The organism is Streptomyces sp. NPDC111606 (assembly GCF_055656945.1).
Window position 1 is genome coordinate 1 of the sequence record NZ_JBVKBY010000017.1, and the last position, 19,355, is coordinate 19,355.

Below are 19,355 nucleotides of genomic sequence, written 5' to 3' on the forward strand. Positions count from 1 at the left end.
GACGAGACCGACCTGCCCACCGAACTCACCGCATAGCCTCAAAAACGAGATCGCCGAGTGGCCGTCGATACACCACTCCAGCGGACGTGACCCGCATACGGAGTAACTTCCCTTGAATGGAGAACACTTGGGTAGAACGGGATTTGCCAGTCCTTGAGGCGATTGTTCAGTGGCTGGATGAGTCGTTCGGCACGTCGCAACCTGAGCTGAGCGATCTCGCGGAGAAGACCGGCCTCGACGTGACCACGGTGGCCAGGGCTGTGGTCGCGCTGGAAGGCGATCACTTGATCTCGCTTCAGAGGATGGGCGGCGGCCCCGAAGGCTGGTACGTGAAGCAGGTCTCGGGCGAGGCACGTAGACGTGTGGGGCAGTGGCCGAGTGCCGAGCAGTTCGTTGACACCCTGGTGCAGCGGCTTGAGGCAGAAGCAGAGGAGGAGACGAACCCAGAGCGCCGGTCCCGGCTGAAGGAACTCGCCAGGTCAGCGAAGACCTCCGCGCGTGACATTTTCGTCGATGTCACGGCCGCGGTGATCTCCAAACAGATGGGGGGCGTGATCACGGGTGACCGACCCCGGGGTTCGACCATCCTGGAGCACGGCGTGCGCGCGGGCCTCCAGGGACCGTCCGGTGTACGGCCGGGCAGCGCTCCGTCCGGGCCCCAGCGTACGCCGGCGGTCAGCTGTCCGCCCTGCGGTAGGCGCGGCGTCCGGCCAGGGTCTCGGTGACCGTGGCGCCCTTCCAGTGGTGTGCGCGGCCGGAGGTGTCGTCCGGGGCGGGCCAGCGGCCGCGCGTGCCTCAGCTCTCACGGCTCGGACATGGGACTGCTTCGGTACTGGAGGAATTACCGGCCGAGGGCCCGGCGGGCGAAGCGCACCTCATGCTCAATGCGCTCGCGCAGCGATGCTGGGAGGCCAACCGGGTTGCCCTCTGCATCGGCCAAGTAGAAGCCCAGTAGCCCCCGCCACTCGGCCTGGTATCGGTGCCCCAGAGCTTCGGCGACCTTCCCGCCAAGGGCGTTGATTTCCTGGTTCGGATTGTCCGCATCAGAAGTGTCGTACAACAGTCGCAGTCCGGGGACGACAGGGAGAGCGGCAGTACCCATGGGACCCGCGTCACCGACGATGCGATCAAGGGCTGCCTGATAGGGAACGTGGCGCACGGTGTAGTTGCTGATCGTGATCATCTGAGTGTCGCTCATCGACGTAACCCCTCGGCCAGATAGGGGGTTTAGCCTAGGACCCCCTCGGTTCGCTGGCCGCCACAGGCGCATCCCGCACACGCGAGCGAACACTCACATGAGGCCAGGGCCAAGACTCACGCCAGTCGCCACCCGTGCAACCGGTCATCCTCGCCGACCTCCGCCGTCACCCGCTTCCCGGGCAGGTCGCCCTCCGACAGGCCGACCGCCACAGCGATCTCGGCGGCCGGGTAGCGCTCCGATCCCCCTGCTCCTCCGGCGGGACGTCGGCTACGACCTCGGCCTGGGACCGAACAGCAGCAGCACGCGGACAGTCACTCGGTCGCTCATCATGTCCCTCTCAGCTCGTTTCAGGCCGCCACTCGGGGCGGTAGTCAGGGTGGTCGGCGAACCGCAGGGCGCGGTACCGGACGGCCAGGCCGAGACCGACGGCGCGGCCATAGGCGAACTCCGGCTCTGCGTCCTCGGTATCCATGTCGGCGACGGCCTCGTACTCTGCGAGCAGGGCGCGGTCGGCTTCGATGTCTGCGAGGACGCGGGCCGGGTCCTGGCGCGAAGCGAACTCGGCTGCTGCAATCGTTCCGTATCCGTCGAAGACAGGTTCATCCGGCGCCGAGGTGATGCGTGCATCGAAGTCGTGATACGAGAGGCGTCTCCAGTCAGCCCGCCAGTGCGCGGACTTCGTGGCGTGTTCGGCTTGCCGCGCGGTGTTCGCGATGAAGTCGAGGTGGGCGCGCAGGAACGCCACCAGGTCGGCATTCACGACCGCTTCCCGGCTGAGGCGATGATGTCGATCAGTGCGTCTACCGCTGCCAGAGCAGATGGACCGCCACCGAACACGGCGCTCTCCCACTCGCCACGGAGGCCCCGCTGCTTCTCCGCCAACTCATGTGCGTGGAGCGGCAGGACTCCGTCAAGGACCGCGCGCATCGCGGTCTCCGGCGTCTGGTCGGCGTCAATATGCTGCTGGTAGATCGCCACGGCTCCGCTGATCAGGCTGGGGACTCTCGCGAAGAAGTGGTCGGACTCGGCCTTCTCCGTGACGCACTGGCACGGTGTCTGCTGCGCCTGTACTGCTACCGCGCGGGTGAGATGCAGGATCGGCTGTGCCGGGATACCCAATGCCTCGTTGCCGAGGCGCCCGCTCTGGAACAGGAGGCAGTCCTCGCCGGTGTGGTAGCGGCTGCTGCCGTCGGTCGTGATGTAGCCAGCGCTCATGGGGCCATCATCTCCAAGTTGAACAGGGGCGTCTGGGGATTGGGCCCGCGAGAAGCTACGACCGATGCTGGGCTTCGAGGAGAGTGTCTGCCATGGAGCGGATCACGGCGCGTGCGGCGGCGACTTCTGCTTCTCGGTGTCGTGCGCCGACGGTGGCGCGCAGGGCGGCGTGGCCCCGGCGCAGCTCGCGGAAGCAGTCATACGGTACCGCCGGTGCCTGGGCTCGTTGGCGGGGCGACTGCCGGCGCTGGCTGGAAAGAGGCGTTCAACGCAGATCGTTGCGCCCTGGCCACTGCCTGCATCTGGGCGGTGTCATTGCGACGGAGCACGAACAGCGTCGCCAGGGCGAGGACACTGGGCCCCGAGAGCATGGCTGCAAGCCACGGCTGGTCATTGCTGCCAACGATGACCGCACCGGTGAGCATGCCGACCGTGACGACGAATCCGGCGGCCAGCCCACAGAGGTAGAGCCGGTGAGCGCGCACTGCACTCGCTTCTTCGGCAGCGAGACGCATCCGTTCCATGCGAGCTTCGTGCTCCCGGCGGAGCTGTGGCTCAAGGGCTTTGAGGGCGAGATGAAGGTGGTCCGCAGGCAGCTTGGCCCACTCCATGGCGATTTCCAGACCGCTGGGCTCCTGTCCGGCTGTGCCAGCCCCGTGCGTCATCGCTCTGATCCCCCGCCCCCGCGCCAGATAAGTTCCAGTTCCGTCAGCCCGTCTGGTGGCGGGCCAAGCCTCCTGAAGAGGTCATCGAAGCCCTCAGCGATGTGGCGCACTGCCAGGCCCGCCTCGTCATCCTGGGCGATCTCCATGAGGTCAGGTGCCGCCCCACGCTCTTCGCCAAGGCTGGCCCCGACGGTGAGCCGCCCTTCGCCGGACTGCAACTTGTCGAAGACCCTCCGAACGCATCCCTGCACTGTGGCCACCGAGACGGACAAGGCGGCGGCAACCTCCCTGTCAGTCAAACCGGACGCCACCAGGCGCAGGACCTCTCTCTCCAGACGAGTCAGCCGGATGAGCGGCCTCGACATGGGCTGAGCGTCGGAGGTCCGATCGTCGAGGGTGTTGGCACCTGCACCGGGACCTAGCTCCTGCCCCCGCAACAGCGCCACAATTACTGGGATCCATGCCCCGGCTGCCCGCAGGAGCCTCCACACAGAAGTCGGCATCCCCCCGCCCTTCGCCTTCACGCCACTGTAGCGCCGCCAATCAGTGTCCGGCCCCCTCCGTGTCGAAAGCGCCGAACGTCTCCCGTACGACATCTGCGGTGGCGCGCACGGCGGCGCGGACGACGGCGACGTTGACGGCCTCGGTATCCGGCTGGCCCCGGGTGGCGCGCAACACAGCGAGGGCCTGGCACAGCGGCTCATCGAGCACGAGGACCAGGAGGTCACCGTCCAGCGCATCGTCCGACTCGGCGGCGGCCCATTACGGCGCGGGCTGGCGCTGCGCCGCCTCGATGGCGTCGACGTCGCGGCGGATCGTGTCCTTGCCGACACCGAGCCGAGCTGGATGGAGCGCTGGCTGATGCCCGGCTCCTGGCGCATCAGTTCCTCAACCATGGCGCGGCGCGCAGTGATCGTGAGTGGCGCGGGCATGTTCACTGGCTCGCTCCTTGTGGCTGGCGCCGCCCTGGGCCTCGTCGAGGATGAGCGCAGCGGCCTGCTTGGCGGACAGCGGCCTTTTGCGCTCGGACACCGTGCGCCGGATACGCGTGGCCTCGGCGGTGTAGCCGTGGTCGTGGAGCAGTTCGGCGGCGTGCTTGCCGTGCATACCGCGCCGCTCACGGGCGGCGTCGAGGGTGAGACGCACGGCGGGGTTCTCGTTGATGCGGGCCTCGTCGTACGCGACCTTGCGAGCCAGGTGGACGTTGTCGCGGCGGACACGCTTCCCGGCGTGGCTCGTGCACGGCTGGCCGGCGGGCGAGTCGCACGCGGGGCAAGCCACGGCGCGGGACGGCAGGTTTGGAGTGGTGCTCATCAGTTCTCCCTCGGGGTGCAGCGGGGTGCGCCAGGGCAGGGGCCGAAGCGTGAGGTGGCCGCGCGCCTGGGTCTCCGCGGCTTCCATGCGAAGGTCCTTCGCGGCCTCCTCGACGGCCCGGCCGCCGATGGCCTGCTGGTAGCGCAGGTGCACGTCCTCGGCGAGGATTCGGCGCAGGTGCCGGTCGACCTCCGCCGGGGTCGCGTCGAACCGGCCGGGCAGCGCCACCGCCGGGGCCGGCCCGCGCTGGGCTGCGCGCGCCACCCACGAGACGATGACGGCGAACGTCGACCAGTCAGAGGTCTGGGCGAGCCAGCGGGCGATCCGGTCGTCATACGCACCCAGCCCGATACCGGCCGCGCGGAACGCGTCCCGCAGGATGCCCTCCCGCTCGGTCGCGGACGGGAAGACCCCGGGCGTCGGGTTGTCGAGCGGCTCAGTCTCGATCGGCCCGACGGGGATGCCGGGCGGGCTGTCAGTTCTCATGATCCTTCCTTCTTTGCGCGGTAGTTGTCGCGCGCGTCGCAGGGCTGGGTGAGCTGGGCGAGCAGCAGGGGCAGCGTCTGGAGGTCGCCAACCTCGCGGGCGTACGCGATGGAGGCGGTGATCTGCTGCTTGTCGTCGTCGGTGACCCAGTGGGCGATGACGTGGTGGCAAGTGGTGTGGTCTCGCTCATGGCGGGCTCTTGGAGCCCGGCGGCGGGAAGCGAGTCGGGAGAGTCGCGTGTCCGGCCGCCGGACGATGGATGGAGCCGCAGCGGCGGATTCGAACCCGCGACCCAGGACTTATAAGATCCGCGCTCTGCCAACTGAGCTACGCTGCGTCGATCTTGAGTTGTGCGAGCCGCCGCCCCGGTGACGGGGCAGGTGGACGGGGCGGCGGCCCTGGGAGCGGCCAGGCTGGGGGGGAGTCAGCCCGGCCGCTGGTCTCGTCAGGCCTGCCGCAGGAGCAGCAGGCGCGGGTGGGCCTTGGACTTCATCTCGTCGTCGGCGCCTTCCAGCGAGGCCGTGGCGCGGGCAAGTTCCTCGGTCATGGTCTTGCCGGGGCGCCGGGGGCGACGTGGTCCAGGTAGCCGGTGATCGCGCGCTCGGCGGTGTACGCGGTGCGTCCGACCCGCTCCGCCTCGGTGCGGAAGCCCTCGTCGAGGGCGCCGAGCCGGACGGCGTGGTTGGTCTTGGTGCGGTCGGAGGCGTCGTCGAGCGGCCACAGGTCGCCGACCACGTCGTGGAAGTCGCGCAGGGCGATGTCCGTGCGGGCGAGCGCGGTCTCCTCGTCGGCGAACCGCTCGAAGTACTTCACCGACAGGCCGAGCGTGCGGCGGGCTTCCTTGATCTCGTCGGTGGCCCCGGCGGTGTGGCGGACGGCCCAGCGGGTTACGGCGTCGCGGACAGCGAAGCGTTCGGTGTTGGCGCAGACGGGCCGCCACGGGGTGACGACGCACTGGAACTGGCCGTTGCCGGAGTGGTCGTTCATCACGGCGACGTACGGGACGACGATGTCGTTGATGCCGTCGGCGTCCACCGCGACGGTCTCGGGGAGGCGGATGGCGATAAACACGCGCTTCCCGCCCCGGATCAGCCCGGCCGACTCCCACACGACGTCGTAGCGGCCCACGAGCTCCTGGAGGAACTCGAAGCCCTGCGTGTACTGCACTCGTAACCCTATTTAGGCCTAGTACTGCAACGGTGCTTGCCGTGACTGCTGGCCAGCTCAGTCGTTGATGTGGTCATGGGTGGGGACCAGGACGGCTTGCGCCGTGCTGCTGCATGGACCGGCTGCGCGCTCAGGCAGCGCCGACGCGAGCCAGTGGCTGCTGCTGCGCGACCGCACAGCGAAGCGCCTGTAACCGACGCACCAGCAGCAGCCACACGTCACAGATGTTTCTCGGAAGTTGCGCCTGCGCTTGTCCTCTGACGGTGTATCAATCGGGCAGGAGGGCCGGGCGACCCGGCCCTCCTGCCCGATTGATACGTCGGTGTCTCGTCATGGGCATCCCCGGGTTCCGGTGGTGCCCATGAGGGGACTCTTGTCGCCACCGGCCGGGCGCGACAACGACGCTGACCGCCCAAGCCCCCAGCAAGACACCAACGAGACCCGTCAATGCATCAGCCGGGACACGGATCGGCCTCCACCAAGACCCTTGACGGCCTCACACGAGTACGCCCGGTGCCGGCGCTGAACAGAGGCGTGGGAGCGGTCAGCCGGTTCGCCACCGCTACCTCGATCACCCGGCGGATGGGAGGTTCGCACGACAACGGTGCTGACGTTCTCGAGCGTCTCCCGGACGGGCGGACCATGGTCATCCAATGCAAACTGGCGTACGCCAGGTAACCGACAGGGCAGTGTCTCCAACAGCCCTGGGATCAGCTACCGTTGCCGTCCTACAGCCTCCAAGCCAGGTAGCGCAGGATCTTATCTCCCTGCTCGTGGCCGTCCAGAAGGGATCGCACCTGCTGATGGCAGCGCTCGGACTGCAAAAAGGTCGAGGCACCCGCTAGAGGGGCTTGCACACCTCACCGCCTGTGGTCAGGACATCGACACAGGTGCCTGGCTGCCCTCGGTGGTTTGCTCGGGAATCTGAACCACTGCTGGCTGCGGCCGAGAGGTCCCGAAGAATGCCTCGAAGACGAGTTCGAACTCGCAGATGGTCGATTCCTTGAACACCGGTAGCCCGCGGATGGCATCGGCCGTAGTGTGCAACCGACGATGATCGTTTACGCCTGGGTCGTGGTCTTCTGCTTGAGGCGTTCGTAGGGTGTCTGGCCGCCGAGGCCGGCGTGGGGGCGATGGTAGTTTGTAGTAGTCCTCCCACTCGCGCAGTTTGTCGTTGAAGACCTCGGCGTGCGGGGACGACCTCGATGAAGCCAACGCGCTGTTCAAGCGCCTGGTGGAACTGCGCAAGCGGCGCTCGGCGACCATCCGGGACGTGCTGGGCGTGAAGAACATGTGGCACGTCGGCCCCTCGCCGCATTGGCCGCTCACGGTCCTGATCATCGACGAGGCGCACACGTACTTCCGCGAGTACAAGGGCAGCGACGCCGAGACGAAACGTTTGGCAGCACTCACGGCGGAGAACGCCCGGCTGGTGGAGGACCTGGTCAAGAAGGGCCGCAGCGTCGGCATCCTGGTGATCCTGATCAGCCAGAAGACCACCGGCGACGCCATCCCCACCTTCATCCGCGACGTGTGCCCCATCGGGCTGTCCTTCGCGCAGAAGACCGTGGAAGCCGCGGTGGCCGCGCTCGGTGACGACATCCGCAACTGGCCCGACGCCAGCCCGGTCACCTTGCAGGACCCCGCCTACGTCGGCGTCGCGGTGATGGCGATGCAGGGCCGGCCCGGCTACACCCGCATCCGCACCGCCTACGTCTCCGACGCCGACGCGGCCCGCGTCGCCGAAGCCACCTCGCACCTGACCGCCGACCCGGACCTGTGCCTGGACGCCCTCCTGCGCTCGACCGGCCGGACGGCAACGCCCGCGCCCTCGCTCACCAAGTGATCCCGAAACGCCCACACCGGAAAGGAGGTTGAGGATATGACGGAGCAGCAGTTCACCCGGCGCACCGTGACCGTGGTCATGGCGGTCATCGCGGCCCTGGCCTTCGTCTTCTCCTTCGGCAACGTCTGGGCACTCGCCCTGCGGCTCGGCGTCCCCCACCCGATCGCCCCACTGATCGCCCCCATGGTCGACCTGTCCGTCGTCGGACTCCTGATCGCCCTGCGGTTCCTCGCCCTGCACGGCGTCCCCAAGACGGAGTTGAAGGCCGGTGCCCGACTGCTGCACCTGTGCGGCCTGCTCACCCTCGCCCTCAACACCGCCGAACCACTGCTGACCGGACGCTACGGACGGGCCTGCCTGGAGACCGTCGCCCCGCTCCTACTCCTCGGCTGCGGCCACGTCGGCCCCGCCTTCCTCGCTCAGTTCCACACCCTCACCCACCCCACCCCGCGCCTGGAGGCCACCGCCGCCACCCTTGCCGCAGAGCCGGTGCCCGACGTAGCACCGTCACCCGAATCGGCACTCCCGACGCCCGTCCCGGACTTCGTCGCCTCCCCCGCCGAAAAGCTGGAGCCCGCTCCGACTCCGACCGTCGCAGTCGCCAAGACGGCCCAGCCCATCTCCGGCCCGGTCCTGCCTATCGCCCTGCTGGACGCGGCCCGACGCATCGCGGACACCCACCGCGCCGAGCACGGAACATCGATCAGCGCCGCCCACCTGGGCACGCGCATGGGCCTCGCCCTGCCGGTGGCCGCCGCCGCACTCGCTCAGCTCTGAGCCCCGGCCCTCACCGGCCAAATCCCCCTCGCTGAACCCACGCCCGCCCACGGGCCCGGTTCGTCATGCCTCGAGCAGCACCACCGCGCCTTCCCGCTACGTGGTGCTCGGGGCCACCCACCCGAACTGAAGGGACACGCCCCGAATGGTCACCCTGGACCTGCGTCACGTGGCAAGCCCCGCCGTACGGGACCTGCTCCACCTGGTCAACCACCCCGACTTCGACCGCGCACAGCAGCAGATCGAACGCCTCGGCGGCTGCACCGAACCCATCCGCCTGACCGGCCACAGCACCACTGTCGACACCACGACCGGCGAGGTACTGCGTACTTACGTCTCTTCCGAGGAGCCCACGGGCAGTCTGCTCACCGCGTGCGGCAACCGCCGCGCTTCCCGTTGCCCGGCCTGCTCGCGCCTGTATGCCGCCGACACCTATCACCTCATCCGCGCTGGCCTGTCCGGCGGCAAGACCGTGCCTGACACCGTCCGCACCCACCCCAGGGTCTTCGCCACTCTCACCCCGCCGTCCTTCGGCCCCGTCCACAACCGCCTCACCACCCCCAACGGCGACATCCGGCCCTGCCGCTGCCGCAAGCTCCACGGCCCTACGGATGCTCTGATCGGGACGCCGCTGAACCCGGCGACGTACGACTACAAGGGCGCGGTTCTGTTCAACGCCCACGCCTCCGCGCTGTGGGCCCGCTTCACCACCTACCTGCGCCGCGAGATCGCCGCCGGGCTCGGCATGACCCAGAAAGCCGCCCACGCGGTCCTGCGGGTGTCCTTCGCCAAGGTCGCCGAGTACCAGCAGCGCGGCCTGGTCCACTTCCACGCCGTCATCCGACTCGACGGCCCGGACGGCAACAGCCAGCCCCCACCGCCGGACGCCACCGTCGCCGTACTCACCGACGCCGTCCGCGCCGCCGCCGCGCGAGTCCGCGTCACGGACGAGTCGGACGCGGTCGGGGAACGCGAACTCGGCTGGGGCGAACAGCTCGACGTACGCGAGATCACTGCCTTCGGCACCGACGCCGACTTCACCGACCAGGCCGTGGCCGCCTACGTGGCCAAGTACGCCACCGAGTCCGCCGATGCCTCCGGCGCCCTCGACCGCGCCCTGTTCTGCCGCCCCTGCCAGGGACGCGGCGCCACCCTCCTGCCCCATGGGACCCCACTGCCGTGCACCGCCTGCGGCGGCACCGGGCAGGCCCGGCCGCTGTCCCGGCTCGCCGTCGCCCGCCACGTGCGGCAGATGATCCGCACCCGCTGGGAGCTGGGCAGGCTGCCGGAGTTCGCCCACCTCAAGCTCCGGAAGTGGGCGCACATGCTCGGCTTCCGGGGCCACTTCTCCACCAAGTCCCGCAGCTACTCCACCACCCTGGGCGCGCTGCGCGACGTCCGCCCCCTGGCGCACCGAACAGGCCCGCGCCCACGCCGGCATGCCCAAACTCGACCCGGCCACCACTCTCGTCGTCGGCCATTGGGACTACCTGGGCTCGGGCTACAGCCCCATGTCTGGCACCGCACAGAACAGGAACGGCAGTTCGTGGCAGAGGGCGGCTGCTGATGACTACGTACCCGCCTACGGCGCTTCACTAAGAACCGGACCCGTCACAGGAGTTGCTGACAGTCGCCCAGGTCATGGCCCGCCTCCAGCTCGGCCGCTCCGCCGTCTACGACCTGCTCCGCTCCGGCCAGCTCGCCTCGATCGCCCTCGGCCGCGCCCGCCGCATCCCCACCCACGCCCTCACCGACTTCATCCGCACCCGCCTCGAACAGGAAGCCGCCTGATGACCACGCCCCGCGACGCCTCCGCCTCCCGCCGTGTCCGCGCCAACGGTGACGGGACCGTCTACCAGCGCAAGGACAGCCGCTGGGAAGCCGCCGGATACGTCCTCGCCCCCGGCAACACCCGCAAGCGCATCCGCGTCTACGGCACCACCAGGAAGGAGGCCCTGGCGAAGCTCACGGAGAAGATCGTCGCCAGCAACCGCGGCCTCCCCGTCCCCTCCGCGCAGGGCAGCGTAGCTGCGTACCTGACGTACTGGCTGGAGAACGTCGCCGCCCACCAGCTCCGCGAGAACACGCACACCCGCTACACCGCCGTCGCCCGGCTCTACCTCATCCCCGGCCTCGGACGGAAGAAGCTCGCCAAGCTCACCGCCAAGGACGTCCGCACCTGGCTCAACCAGCTCCGAACCACCTGCCAGTGCTACACCCGTGGCCTCGACGCTGCCCGCAACCAACCCCTCTGCTGCGCCGCCGGAAAGTGCTGCTCCAAGCGGCTCTCGCCCCTGACCCTCGCCTACGTGCACTCCGTCCTCAAGTCCGCCCTGGAGCACGCGGTGCGCGAGGAGGAGATCCCGCGTAACGTCGCCCGCAACGTCCGCACTGGCACACCTCGACCGCGGCGCTTCGAACCCCTCACCACCGACGAAGCCCTCCAGTTCCTCACCGCCAGTCGAGATCACCGGCTGCACGCGCTATTCGAACTCGCCCTGCACACCGGACTGCGCAAGGGTGAACTCCTCGGCCTCTATTAGGAAGACATCGACCTCACAAACGGCACCGCCGCCATCCGCCGCACCCTCCAACGCACAAACGCGGGCGGGCTCAAGACCCTGCCCACCAAGACGCGGGCCTCCGAACGCCACATCGCCCTCCCAGCCAGTTGCCTCCACTCTCTGAAGCTGCACCGCGAACATCAGCAGGCGGAGAGGGACAGAGCTAGCGCCGAATGGCAGGGAAGTGGACACGTTTTCACTACGCCACAGGGCAGGCCGACCAACCTCACCCGCACCTTCACCACGCTCCTCCGAAAGGCTGGCCTTCGCCGCATCCGCTTCCACGACCTCAGGCACTCGACCGCCACGCTGCTCCTAGAACAGGGCGTCGAACTCGTCGTGATCAAGGAACTCCTCGGCCATGCCCACATCGGCGTCACCGCCACCGTCTACGCCCACGTCCGACTGCGCCTCCAGCGCGACGCCATCGACCTCCTCGGCTACGCCCTCCGCAACCCCGAGGAGACCACTGGCCAGCCCGACGACGGCGACGACGACCTACCGCTCTGCGCGGTCCACGTCCGCTCACGTTGCCGTCAACTACTGCCGTCAGACCACGCTGAAGCCCCGCCAGGACGCACCTGGCGGGGCTTCAAATTTGCATGAGGGATGCCGAATCAGATCAGCCCGAGCTCGGGGACCCCACGTCGATGCCAGCCGACCGCTCATGCCCCCAAAGATCAGGCGACAATAGCGACGGCCCAACGACGGCATGAGCACCGCTGAGATAGAGAATCCATCTCAACTCGTCGCAGGCGAAGACCGGCTCTCCCAGGGAATCCACCCACACCTGGAGCAAATTCCCACCAAGCAGAGTCACATCCCACCATTTCCAACGCCTCTGCTTCGGCTCGAATGAGAACAGAAGATCCTGCGCCGTCCACTCCTCTTCTCCACGATGCAAGGAATACCGGAGGCGGGCGTCCCTGTGCACCTCAGAGAAATCACCACCTCTAGCCCATGCCGGAAGGACATATTCTGGAAGTTGATCCAGTTCAAAGTCTCCGTGCCGGGAAATTTCTACTCCGGCAGCGACGAGCCCTCGAACGCGACGGGCAAAGCATTCCGCTTCTTCCCATCGCCCAACTTCCACATGAAACACTGCCAGCGGACCAACTGGCGGCACCATAGGGCGAACCCACAGCCGACCAAGCTCTTCCTCGACGGTTCCCGTCATCTCTCCATCACCTGCGATCCGTTCCAGAGGCCGATCACAGCACTCTCCCCGATCCTGGAATTATCGCATCCAAGAGCCCGGGGAACATCTCCGATGGAAGCCCGTACAAATCTGGCCCCTTACCTGGATCATCAATCTGCGGACGCCCCGACGAGAAGATGTTCCACTGTCGCCGACTCATACCAGATGGACGACGCTGGTCGATTGCAGCTGAGCGAACCTGAGCCACATACGAACTCGGAACATCGAAAGCGACTATTTGACCACCCGAGCCGCGGAATTGCTCTGTGTGCGCAATGTTCCCGCTCATGTTCAGATGCAGCATTCCGTCACCATCGATCGAGACTCCCCCATCACCATCGACCGACAGGCGCTGACTATCTGGGTGATCCGTCTGCAATCGATATACCGTCGTGTTGCAGTTGTGAACGAGTACCGGAGTGGCCCCCGCCAGCACATAGTACGCGTGGATGCCCGTGACCGTTAGGTCGTGGGTGCGCTGCCGCTTGTCGAAGTGACGGTTGGCCGTGACCTCCGCCGTGGCGCCGGACGGGGTGCGCAGCTGCATGCCGGGCTTCAGGGCGCCGGCCTTGATCCATGCCTGCTGGGACTCGACCCAGAAGGGGTGGGTCGTCGTGGCGATCAGCGCCTGTTTCTTGCCCGAGGCGGCCTTCACCGTGAGGTTGGAGAAGTGCTTGTCGTCCTCGGTGACGATGGTGCCCGCGACTTCCCGGACCGTGGTATTGCGGGTTTTCGGGTCGGTTGTGACGACCTTGTCGCCGAGCTTGATCTTCTCGATCGGCTTGGTTGTGCCGTCGGCCAGCAGGACCTTCGTGCCTGGCAGGAAACTATGGCACTGCGATTCCTCGGTCTTTTTCTTTTTCTTGAGAGCCTCCGCCGCCTTCTTCCTGGCATCTGCCAGTTTGTCCGTCGCCTGGGCAAGGCCGGCTCTTGCCTTGCCGACGGCCTTGTTGGCGTTCCACAGGTCCTTGGCTCCGCCGATCAGGTCGCCGACCAGATTGGTGACCCGCTTGGCGAGCTGGATGCCCTTGGCCCAGTTCCAGGGCGCACCGTATTTGGCGAGGATCTTGCCTGCCAGGCCGCCGGCGAAGCTGCCGGCGATATTGAGCAGGGTCTCGCCGCAGGCTCCGACGTCCCCGGTGGAGATGCAGTCGAGGGCTGCGTCCACGCCCAGGATGTCCCGGGCGATCTTGACCAGTGCCTTGCCCGCGGATTTGATCCGCTGCTTGGCGGAAGACTGCTGGAACTGCGCGCCCGCCAGATTCGCGGCAGCAGCGCTGGCCTCGGACTGAGCGTCTTCGACGGGGTCCGGTGTATAGCCGACAACCTGGCCACCCTGGCACTCGACCCGTGGGTCCTCACAGGCCGCGTTCTTCAGGCCAGTGGGATCGGCGTTGGTGACCGGCGAGTTGGTCGCGTATGCGTAGCCGTTGACCTGCTGCGGTTGCGTGTAGTCGATGAGCGGGTCGACCGAGATGAACTTTCCGATCACCGGGTCGTACTCGCGCGCTCCCAGGTGTGTCAGTCCGGTCGAGGCGTCGATGGTGCCGCCGACGTAGCCCTTCTCACCCGGCCAGGTTCCGGTCTTCTCGCCGCGGGCTACGCCGTAGGGGTCGAAGCGGCGCTGGCTGATCGCGCCGGTGGTGGCGTCGATGGCCACCTCGCCGGTGCCGTGGTGATCCGAGGCGACATAGGACAGCTTGGCCGCGGTGCGGACAGCGACCGCCTGTCCGGCGAACTCGTAGTAGCGGGTGGCTTCCGTCTTGGTGCCGTCGGCCGACAACTTCAGTTCGGTGCCGGGCAGGTAGACGGTGGTACCGGTTGGGTCCTTGCGTACGAGCCGGTTGCCGGAGGCGTCGTAGAGGTAGCTGGTCTTGGAGCCGTTCGCCTCGGTGACCTCATTGACCTTGTTGGTGTCGGTCCACGCCAGTGACTGGGCGTTGCCTCCGATGGTGCGCTTGGTGGTGTTGCCTGCGTCGTCGTACTCGTACGTCGACTGTTTGTCTCCGGTCGGGGTCTGCTCGGTGACCTTGGTGAGCTGGTGCGGGCCGTCGCCCTGGGCTCCGGCGGTGCCGTACTCGTAGCTGCGGGTGATGTTCTTCGCAGAGTCGAGGCCGGTGTCGTGGAGCGTCTCCGCGGTGCGGTTGCCGATGGCGTCGGTCTCGTACGACTTCCAGTACGGGGCCGGGCCGCCGAGCGAGCTCGACCCGGGAGCCGCGTCACAGGCGGTCGGCCCTGTGCCGTTCACCGGGGTGGTGGAGCCACGGGTGCCCGTGCCGCCCGCCGTTGTCCCCGTTGCCGCCGGAGTCCAGGCGTCCGCCAGGCGCTGGCGACTGTCGTACGCGAAGCACTGCACGTCCGGCGAGGCCGCGTTGGCCGTGTCCGCGATGGACAGAACATTGCCCGCCTGGTCGTAGGAATACGTGGACTCCTTCGCCGGTGCGGTGGCGCCGTAGACGTCGACCACCGAGCGGGTCAGCCGGTCGGTGCCGTTCTCGTAGAAGAAGTTCTGCCAGACCTTCTTGCCGCTGCCCGAGTACAACTCCAGCTGCTGGAGCCGGCTGGCGCGCGAGTAGACGGTGTTCGTGACGTACGACGTGGAGCCCGTCATCGTCATGGGACGCTGGAGGTCGTCGTACGTGTAGGCCAGTGCCTCCGACGGCAGGCCGCCCATGGCGGGCAGGCCGGTGCTCCGCAGGGTGCCGTCACGGTTGTAGCCGGCGGTGAAGACGTAGGTCCCGGCCAGGGAGCCCTGCGACGCCGGGACCTGGTAGGCCGTCTTCAGGGGGCGATAGAACTCGTCCATCGACTGGATGGCGGTGGTGAAGAACTCCGTCGGCGAGACGTAGCTCACGTGACCATAGGCCTGGCCGAGCCAGCCCGCCTTGTCGTACTTCGTCTCCGACAGCTTCGTGCCGGTGGTGGGCTCGCCCTGCCAGGTCGTCGCCACGCGGCCGAGGCTGTCGTAGACCGTGGAGATCTTCTTGTTCCGGCCGTCGTACGCGGCGACCGGCCGGTCCAGCTCGTCGTACTCCGTGCGCGAGGTGCCCGCGTCCGGGTCGATCGACTTGATCTTGCGGCCCAGTTGGTCGTACTCGTGACGCCACACGTTGCCCTTGGCGTCGGTGACCGTCTCCAGCGAACCGCGGGTGGTGTACGTGTACTTCATCGCGTCGTACGGCACACCCGCGCCCGGGGACGCGCCCCGGTAGTGGCGGAGCTCCGAGACGTTGCCCTGGCCGTCAGTGATCGTCGTCGAGGGCACGCCGCCGGTCGGCGGGTTGACGTGGGTCAACTCGCCGTCGTAGGTGGTCGTCGTGCGCCACTGCTCGGCGCCGCTGACGGCGAAGATCTGTGCCGTGGTGCGGCCCAGGCCGTCGTACTCCAGCAGGCTCTGCTGGCCGACCTGGCTGTTGCTCACCAGCAGCAGTTCGTCGGAGGGGGCGCCGGCGGCGTTGTACGTCGAGTTGGTCTTCTTGATGCTGCCGGTGCCGTTGTAGAACGTGTCGGCGACCATGCGAGTGCCGCCCGAGCCCTCGGTCTGGATCTGCCGGGGCCGCAGCAGGCTGTCGTAGAGCTGGTACTCGGCGCCGTATGAGCCGTCGTTCTCGATCTTCTCGGTCTTGATCGAGGTGACCTTGTCCTTACGGACGTTGTAGGAGTACTTGATGCTCGGTGTCTGCGTCGACGCCCGGTCTGCGAGCCACACCGAGGTCAGGCGGCCCAGTGCGTCATAGGCGAGGTCCGTCCGTCTGCCGTTGGGGTCCGTCTGCCCCTTGGACATGCCCCAGGCAGGGGCGTAGTCGGTGGTGGTGGCGTGGTCGAGGGCGTTGTGGACGACCGTCTTCGTCAGCAGGCCGTTGGTCTCCGTGTACGCCGTCTTCGTCAGGTTCTGCTTGGCGTCCTTCTGGGTCAGCGGGCGGCCGTAGCTGTCGTACGTCGTGGTGCCGGTGACCTGGTACGACGCCGTGGTGCCGTTGTGGGACGTCAGGCGCTCGGTCTTCGATGCGTCACCCTTGGTCGGCGCCGCACCGTACGCACCACCGTCATAGGACGTGCGCTCGTCCGCCAGGACCTGCGTCTTGTAGTCCGGGGTGGCGGAGCACTTCACCGACACCGACTCGCTGCGGGACGGCAGCGACAGGATGTTCTGTGTCGTGCTGTCCGCGTACCAGGTCCGGGTGCAGGAGTCGTCCTTGGCAGTTGAGACGTCGCCCAGGTCGTCGACCTCGGTGACCCGGCCGCCCTTCGCTGTGTCATATGTCGTCGTGGACTTCGTCTCGCGCCAGGTCCCGTCGGACTTCAGCTCGAAGCCGCGGCCGGTCTGGGTGCGCACGATCGACGCGCGAGTGGTGCCCCAACTGCGGGTCTGGGTGGCGGTGTAGTGCCGGAACGGAGTCGCGATGGTCTTCGAGACCAGCTTGTCGCCGTCGTAGGTCGCCGCCTCCAGCTGGTGGCCGGTGAACTCCTCGTCGTCCGTGTACGTGGCGCCGGTGGAGTCCTTGACCGTCACCGCGCGCGTGCCGCCGGCCGGATCCGCGTCGCCGTTCATGCCCTGCATGAACGTGTAGTCGATGCGGGTGGTCTGCTTGTCGGCGGTGCCGCTGGTGACAGTGACCTTGCCGTAGCCCTGCCAGCCGCCCCAGGTGAGGTACTTGGCGTCGGTGATGCCGTCCGGCTTCGCCTTACGCCAGGCCGCGTCGCCCTGGTAGCTGTAGCGGGTGACCATGCCGTCGCTGCCGCCGGTGCGGTCCGTCTCGATGACCGACGACACGACGTACTTGTGGAACCAGTCCGTGATCGGATCGGTGTAGCCCGGTGGGGCCCACTTCACCGGGTAGCAGCGCTTGGTGGACTCGCCAGGCTTGGGCAGGGCGTCTTTGGTGCAGTTGGTCGCTGCGTAGGTGACGTCGAGCTGGGCGCCGGTCTCACTGAGGACCATCGACAGACGGAAACGGTGGAACGGCGCGATGTTGTCGCCGACCGCGTCGACACGGTTGGCGAGCTGCTCGCCGACGAGGTCGACGGAGGGCAGTTTCACCGCTGTACCGGCGCGGCCCTCGTGCTCGATATTCGACAGCCACAGCGTCTTGGAGTCGTCGCCGTTGTCGGTGAACAGGTGCGTCAGGGTCCAGGCGTCTACGTCCTGGTAGGTCGTGGCGTCCTTGCGCATCTGCGTGACGATCGACGTCAGGCGCTTGGTCGTCCAGAACGTCTGGACCGGTGAGGTGCACTTGGTGTCGACCTTGCACTCCTGGTCGACCGGGACGTCCGGCCAGTGGGCGGCGTTGGCCTTGGTGCGCTTGCTCACCGCGCAGTCGAAGTCGGCGGTGGGCAGGCAGCGCTCGGCGGTGTTGAAGTCGATCCGGGCGGGGGCTTTCGCCGCGTACACCTGACCGTCGCGCTGGCCGTAGTCGATCCGCTTGAGGTAGCCGCCGCGGTGGTACGCCGTGCCGTTGACGTCCGTCTTGCCGTTGAGCGCGTAGTAGTTGGTCTCGCGCTCGTAGAAGTAGGACATCACGTTGCCGTGTGTGTCCTTGACGTAGTCCAGGCTCCAGCGCCAGGCCTGCTTGCAGTGGGCGCTGGTGAAGGTGGTGTTGTAGCAGGGCTCACCGGAGTCGTCGCCGAAGACTGGGGCGGTGAAGACCGAGTTGGTCTCCTCGTTGCCCGTGGCCCAGCCTGGCAGGCGGTTCTGGCCGAAGTAGTACTCGGTGCCGTCCGAGGTGGTGATGCGCCAGTACTCGCCGTCGTTGTCGCCGTTGGTGGCGCCGGTCAGCTTCTCGACCTTGCTGGCGTCGTCGGAGGACAGGTGCCACTTGCCGGTGGTGTCGTCCTTGACCAGCTCGCCGGCCATCCCGTTGAGCATGACGGTTGCGTTGTCGAACGCCCAGCACTGCTCGCCGGAGTTGGTGTGACCGTCCTCGGAGCAGGGCTTGTAGCGGCGCTCGATGTAGCCGGGGTCGTAGGAGAAGCCCTCACCGATCCAGGAGCCCTGGTTGTTGGTGGCCGAGGTGCGGCCGTCCGCGGACTGGGAGGAGTAGCCGAGGCCCACGGTGGGGACCTGGCCGCCCGGGGTCGGGACGGAACGCAGTGGGTAGTTCCAGTTGAACGCGCCGGAGGAGGTGGCGACGTTCCAGCTGGCCGAGGGGGACAGGGCGGTCGCCTTGTAGGTGCCCTGCGCGCTGGACGGGCCCGCGGCCACCGCCAGCAGGGAGGCCGTGGTGCCTGCCATCGTGGAGACGCCCTCGGCCGGGGCCGGGGCGGCCGTCACGTCCGCGGAGACCGTACCGGCGCGTACGTCGTTGACCGTGGGCAGCACCTTGGGCTGCTGCCGGCAGTCCTTGCTGCCGGGCGCGGCATACGCGGCGCATGCGGGCAGCTGCACCAGGCGCAGCCGGGAGGCGTACGAACCGCCGAAGCCCTCGGCGAAGTCGGAGTAGTCGACACTCAGGCGGACCTTGGCGGCCTTGTCGCCGCCGTCGGCCCGCTCGACCCCGAGGAGGACACCGGCACCGAGCTTCGCGGCGCGGGCCGGATCGAGGACGTCGACCTGTACCTCGCTCGGTGCCGCCTTGGCAGCCTTTGCACTCTTGGGCTTGACCACCTTCAGCGGCAGGCCGCCCGCTTCCGCGGTGGCCCCCAGCTTCACCTCGGCGCCGCCCCGCTTGGGCCACACCGCCCTGTCGAGGCCCTTGACCGCGGCCTTGCGGGCCGGGTCCGAGGGCCGGGACTTGGACTTGGCGTCGCGCCCCTTGGCGGGATCGCCGTCGTCCTGGACGCCGGGGCGGCTGGTGCGGCCCCGGGCGTTCTCGTCGAGCGCCACTGCCTGGACGGTCGACGCGGACAGCGCGAGGGAAAGCCCCAGCACTGTCGCGACGACCGTCTGTCTCGGCATGCGGCGGCTCAGTGAGCGGCCACGAAA

At 67.9% G+C, this 19,355-nt stretch carries 13 protein-coding genes, 1 tRNA gene and 3 pseudogenes; 6 read left to right on the forward strand and 11 right to left on the reverse strand.

Going from position 1 to position 19,355, the window contains the following annotated elements:
• Positions 1 to 116: 116 nt before the first annotated feature.
• Positions 117 to 725: a hypothetical protein gene (locus ACZ7M7_RS40815; RefSeq protein ID WP_472126103.1), complete on the forward strand. Its 609-nt coding sequence runs from the start codon at positions 117 to 119 to the stop codon at positions 723 to 725.
• Positions 726 to 841: 116 nt separating this feature from the next.
• Here ACZ7M7_RS40815 and ACZ7M7_RS40820 read toward each other — a convergent pair whose 3' ends face one another.
• From ACZ7M7_RS40820 to ACZ7M7_RS40865, 10 genes and pseudogenes are all read right to left on the reverse strand, one after another.
• Positions 842 to 1,198: a hypothetical protein gene (locus tag ACZ7M7_RS40820; RefSeq protein WP_472126106.1), complete on the reverse strand. Its 357-nt coding sequence runs from the start codon at positions 1,196 to 1,198 to the stop codon at positions 842 to 844.
• A 340-nt stretch (positions 1,199 to 1,538) separates the two neighbouring features.
• On the reverse strand, positions 1,539 to 1,961 hold the full coding sequence (locus ACZ7M7_RS40825) for a DUF6221 family protein (protein ID WP_472126109.1): 423 nt from the start codon (positions 1,959 to 1,961) through the stop codon (positions 1,539 to 1,541).
• Complete coding sequence (locus ACZ7M7_RS40830; protein WP_472126111.1) at positions 1,958 to 2,416, reverse strand: hypothetical protein; 459 nt, start codon at positions 2,414 to 2,416, stop codon at positions 1,958 to 1,960. Before ACZ7M7_RS40830 ends, ACZ7M7_RS40825 begins: the two co-directional genes overlap by 4 nt.
• Before the next feature lie 197 nt (positions 2,417 to 2,613).
• On the reverse strand, positions 2,614 to 3,027 hold the full coding sequence (locus ACZ7M7_RS40835) for a hypothetical protein (RefSeq protein WP_472126114.1): 414 nt from the start codon (positions 3,025 to 3,027) through the stop codon (positions 2,614 to 2,616).
• A gap of 50 nt (positions 3,028 to 3,077) precedes the next feature.
• Complete coding sequence (locus ACZ7M7_RS40840; RefSeq protein ID WP_472126117.1) at positions 3,078 to 3,446, reverse strand: helix-turn-helix domain-containing protein; 369 nt, start codon at positions 3,444 to 3,446, stop codon at positions 3,078 to 3,080.
• 178 nt (positions 3,447 to 3,624) lie between these two features.
• Positions 3,625 to 3,792 carry a hypothetical protein gene (locus tag ACZ7M7_RS40845; RefSeq protein ID WP_472126119.1) on the reverse strand — a complete coding sequence of 56 codons (168 nt, stop codon included), beginning with the start codon at positions 3,790 to 3,792 and terminating at the stop codon, positions 3,625 to 3,627.
• A gap of 177 nt (positions 3,793 to 3,969) precedes the next feature.
• Positions 3,970 to 4,881: a zinc finger domain-containing protein gene (locus ACZ7M7_RS40850; RefSeq protein ID WP_472126122.1), complete on the reverse strand. Its 912-nt coding sequence runs from the start codon at positions 4,879 to 4,881 to the stop codon at positions 3,970 to 3,972.
• A 265-nt stretch (positions 4,882 to 5,146) separates the two neighbouring features.
• Positions 5,147 to 5,218: transfer RNA gene (locus tag ACZ7M7_RS40855), tRNA-Ile, on the reverse strand.
• Positions 5,219 to 5,424: 206 nt separating this feature from the next.
• The gene (locus ACZ7M7_RS40860) at positions 5,425 to 6,048 is read right to left on the reverse strand and encodes a DUF932 domain-containing protein (RefSeq protein WP_472126125.1); all 624 of its coding nucleotides are present in this window, start codon (positions 6,046 to 6,048) and stop codon (positions 5,425 to 5,427) included.
• A gap of 1,061 nt (positions 6,049 to 7,109) precedes the next feature.
• Positions 7,110 to 7,236 (reverse strand): annotated as a pseudogene (locus ACZ7M7_RS40865) (integrase core domain-containing protein); the annotation flags it as partial.
• Between ACZ7M7_RS40865 and ACZ7M7_RS40870 the strand changes: the two are divergent.
• From ACZ7M7_RS40870 to ACZ7M7_RS40890, 5 genes and pseudogenes are all read left to right on the forward strand, one after another.
• Entirely contained in the window at positions 7,223 to 7,894 is a 672-nt protein-coding gene (locus ACZ7M7_RS40870; protein ID WP_472126306.1) for a hypothetical protein, read from the forward strand. The pseudogene ACZ7M7_RS40865 and the gene ACZ7M7_RS40870 sit on opposite strands and share 14 nt — an antisense overlap.
• Before the next feature lie 36 nt (positions 7,895 to 7,930).
• On the forward strand, positions 7,931 to 8,671 hold the full coding sequence (locus tag ACZ7M7_RS40875; RefSeq protein ID WP_472126128.1) for a DUF2637 domain-containing protein: 741 nt from the start codon (positions 7,931 to 7,933) through the stop codon (positions 8,669 to 8,671).
• Between the two features lie 145 nt (positions 8,672 to 8,816).
• A pseudogene (locus ACZ7M7_RS40880) lies at positions 8,817 to 10,238 on the forward strand (replication initiator).
• Positions 10,239 to 10,312: 74 nt separating this feature from the next.
• Positions 10,313 to 10,462, forward strand: a complete 150-nt coding sequence (locus ACZ7M7_RS40885) for a helix-turn-helix domain-containing protein (RefSeq protein ID WP_472126131.1) — start codon at positions 10,313 to 10,315, stop codon at positions 10,460 to 10,462.
• Positions 10,462 to 11,739 (forward strand): annotated as a pseudogene (locus ACZ7M7_RS40890) (tyrosine-type recombinase/integrase); the annotation flags it as partial. The gene ACZ7M7_RS40885 and the pseudogene ACZ7M7_RS40890, both read left to right, overlap by 1 nt.
• Positions 11,740 to 12,446: 707 nt before the next feature.
• Here ACZ7M7_RS40890 and ACZ7M7_RS40895 read toward each other — a convergent pair.
• A complete protein-coding gene (locus ACZ7M7_RS40895) occupies positions 12,447 to 19,328 on the reverse strand; it encodes a polymorphic toxin-type HINT domain-containing protein (RefSeq protein ID WP_472126134.1) in 6,882 nt (2,293 codons plus the stop codon).
• Positions 19,329 to 19,355: the final 27 nt, after the last annotated feature.

What these genes read in the sequence shown, in the direction of transcription:
- ACZ7M7_RS40840 (WP_472126117.1), bottom strand. Translation starts at nt 3,446, where the DNA reads ATGTCGAGGCCGCTCATCCGGCTGACTCGTCTGGAGAGAGAGGTCCTG.
- ACZ7M7_RS40875 (WP_472126128.1), top strand. Translation starts at nt 7,931, where the DNA reads ATGACGGAGCAGCAGTTCACCCGGCGCACCGTGACCGTGGTCATGGCG.
- ACZ7M7_RS40895 (WP_472126134.1), bottom strand. Translation starts at nt 19,328, where the DNA reads ATGCCGAGACAGACGGTCGTCGCGACAGTGCTGGGGCTTTCCCTCGCG.
- ACZ7M7_RS40885 (WP_472126131.1), top strand. Translation starts at nt 10,313, where the DNA reads ATGGCCCGCCTCCAGCTCGGCCGCTCCGCCGTCTACGACCTGCTCCGC.
- ACZ7M7_RS40820 (WP_472126106.1), bottom strand. Translation starts at nt 1,198, where the DNA reads ATGAGCGACACTCAGATGATCACGATCAGCAACTACACCGTGCGCCAC.
- ACZ7M7_RS40835 (WP_472126114.1), bottom strand. Translation starts at nt 3,027, where the DNA reads ATGGAGTGGGCCAAGCTGCCTGCGGACCACCTTCATCTCGCCCTCAAA.
- ACZ7M7_RS40850 (WP_472126122.1), bottom strand. Translation starts at nt 4,881, where the DNA reads ATGAGAACTGACAGCCCGCCCGGCATCCCCGTCGGGCCGATCGAGACT.
- ACZ7M7_RS40830 (WP_472126111.1), bottom strand. Translation starts at nt 2,416, where the DNA reads ATGAGCGCTGGCTACATCACGACCGACGGCAGCAGCCGCTACCACACC.
- ACZ7M7_RS40815 (WP_472126103.1), top strand. Translation starts at nt 117, where the DNA reads ATGGAGAACACTTGGGTAGAACGGGATTTGCCAGTCCTTGAGGCGATT.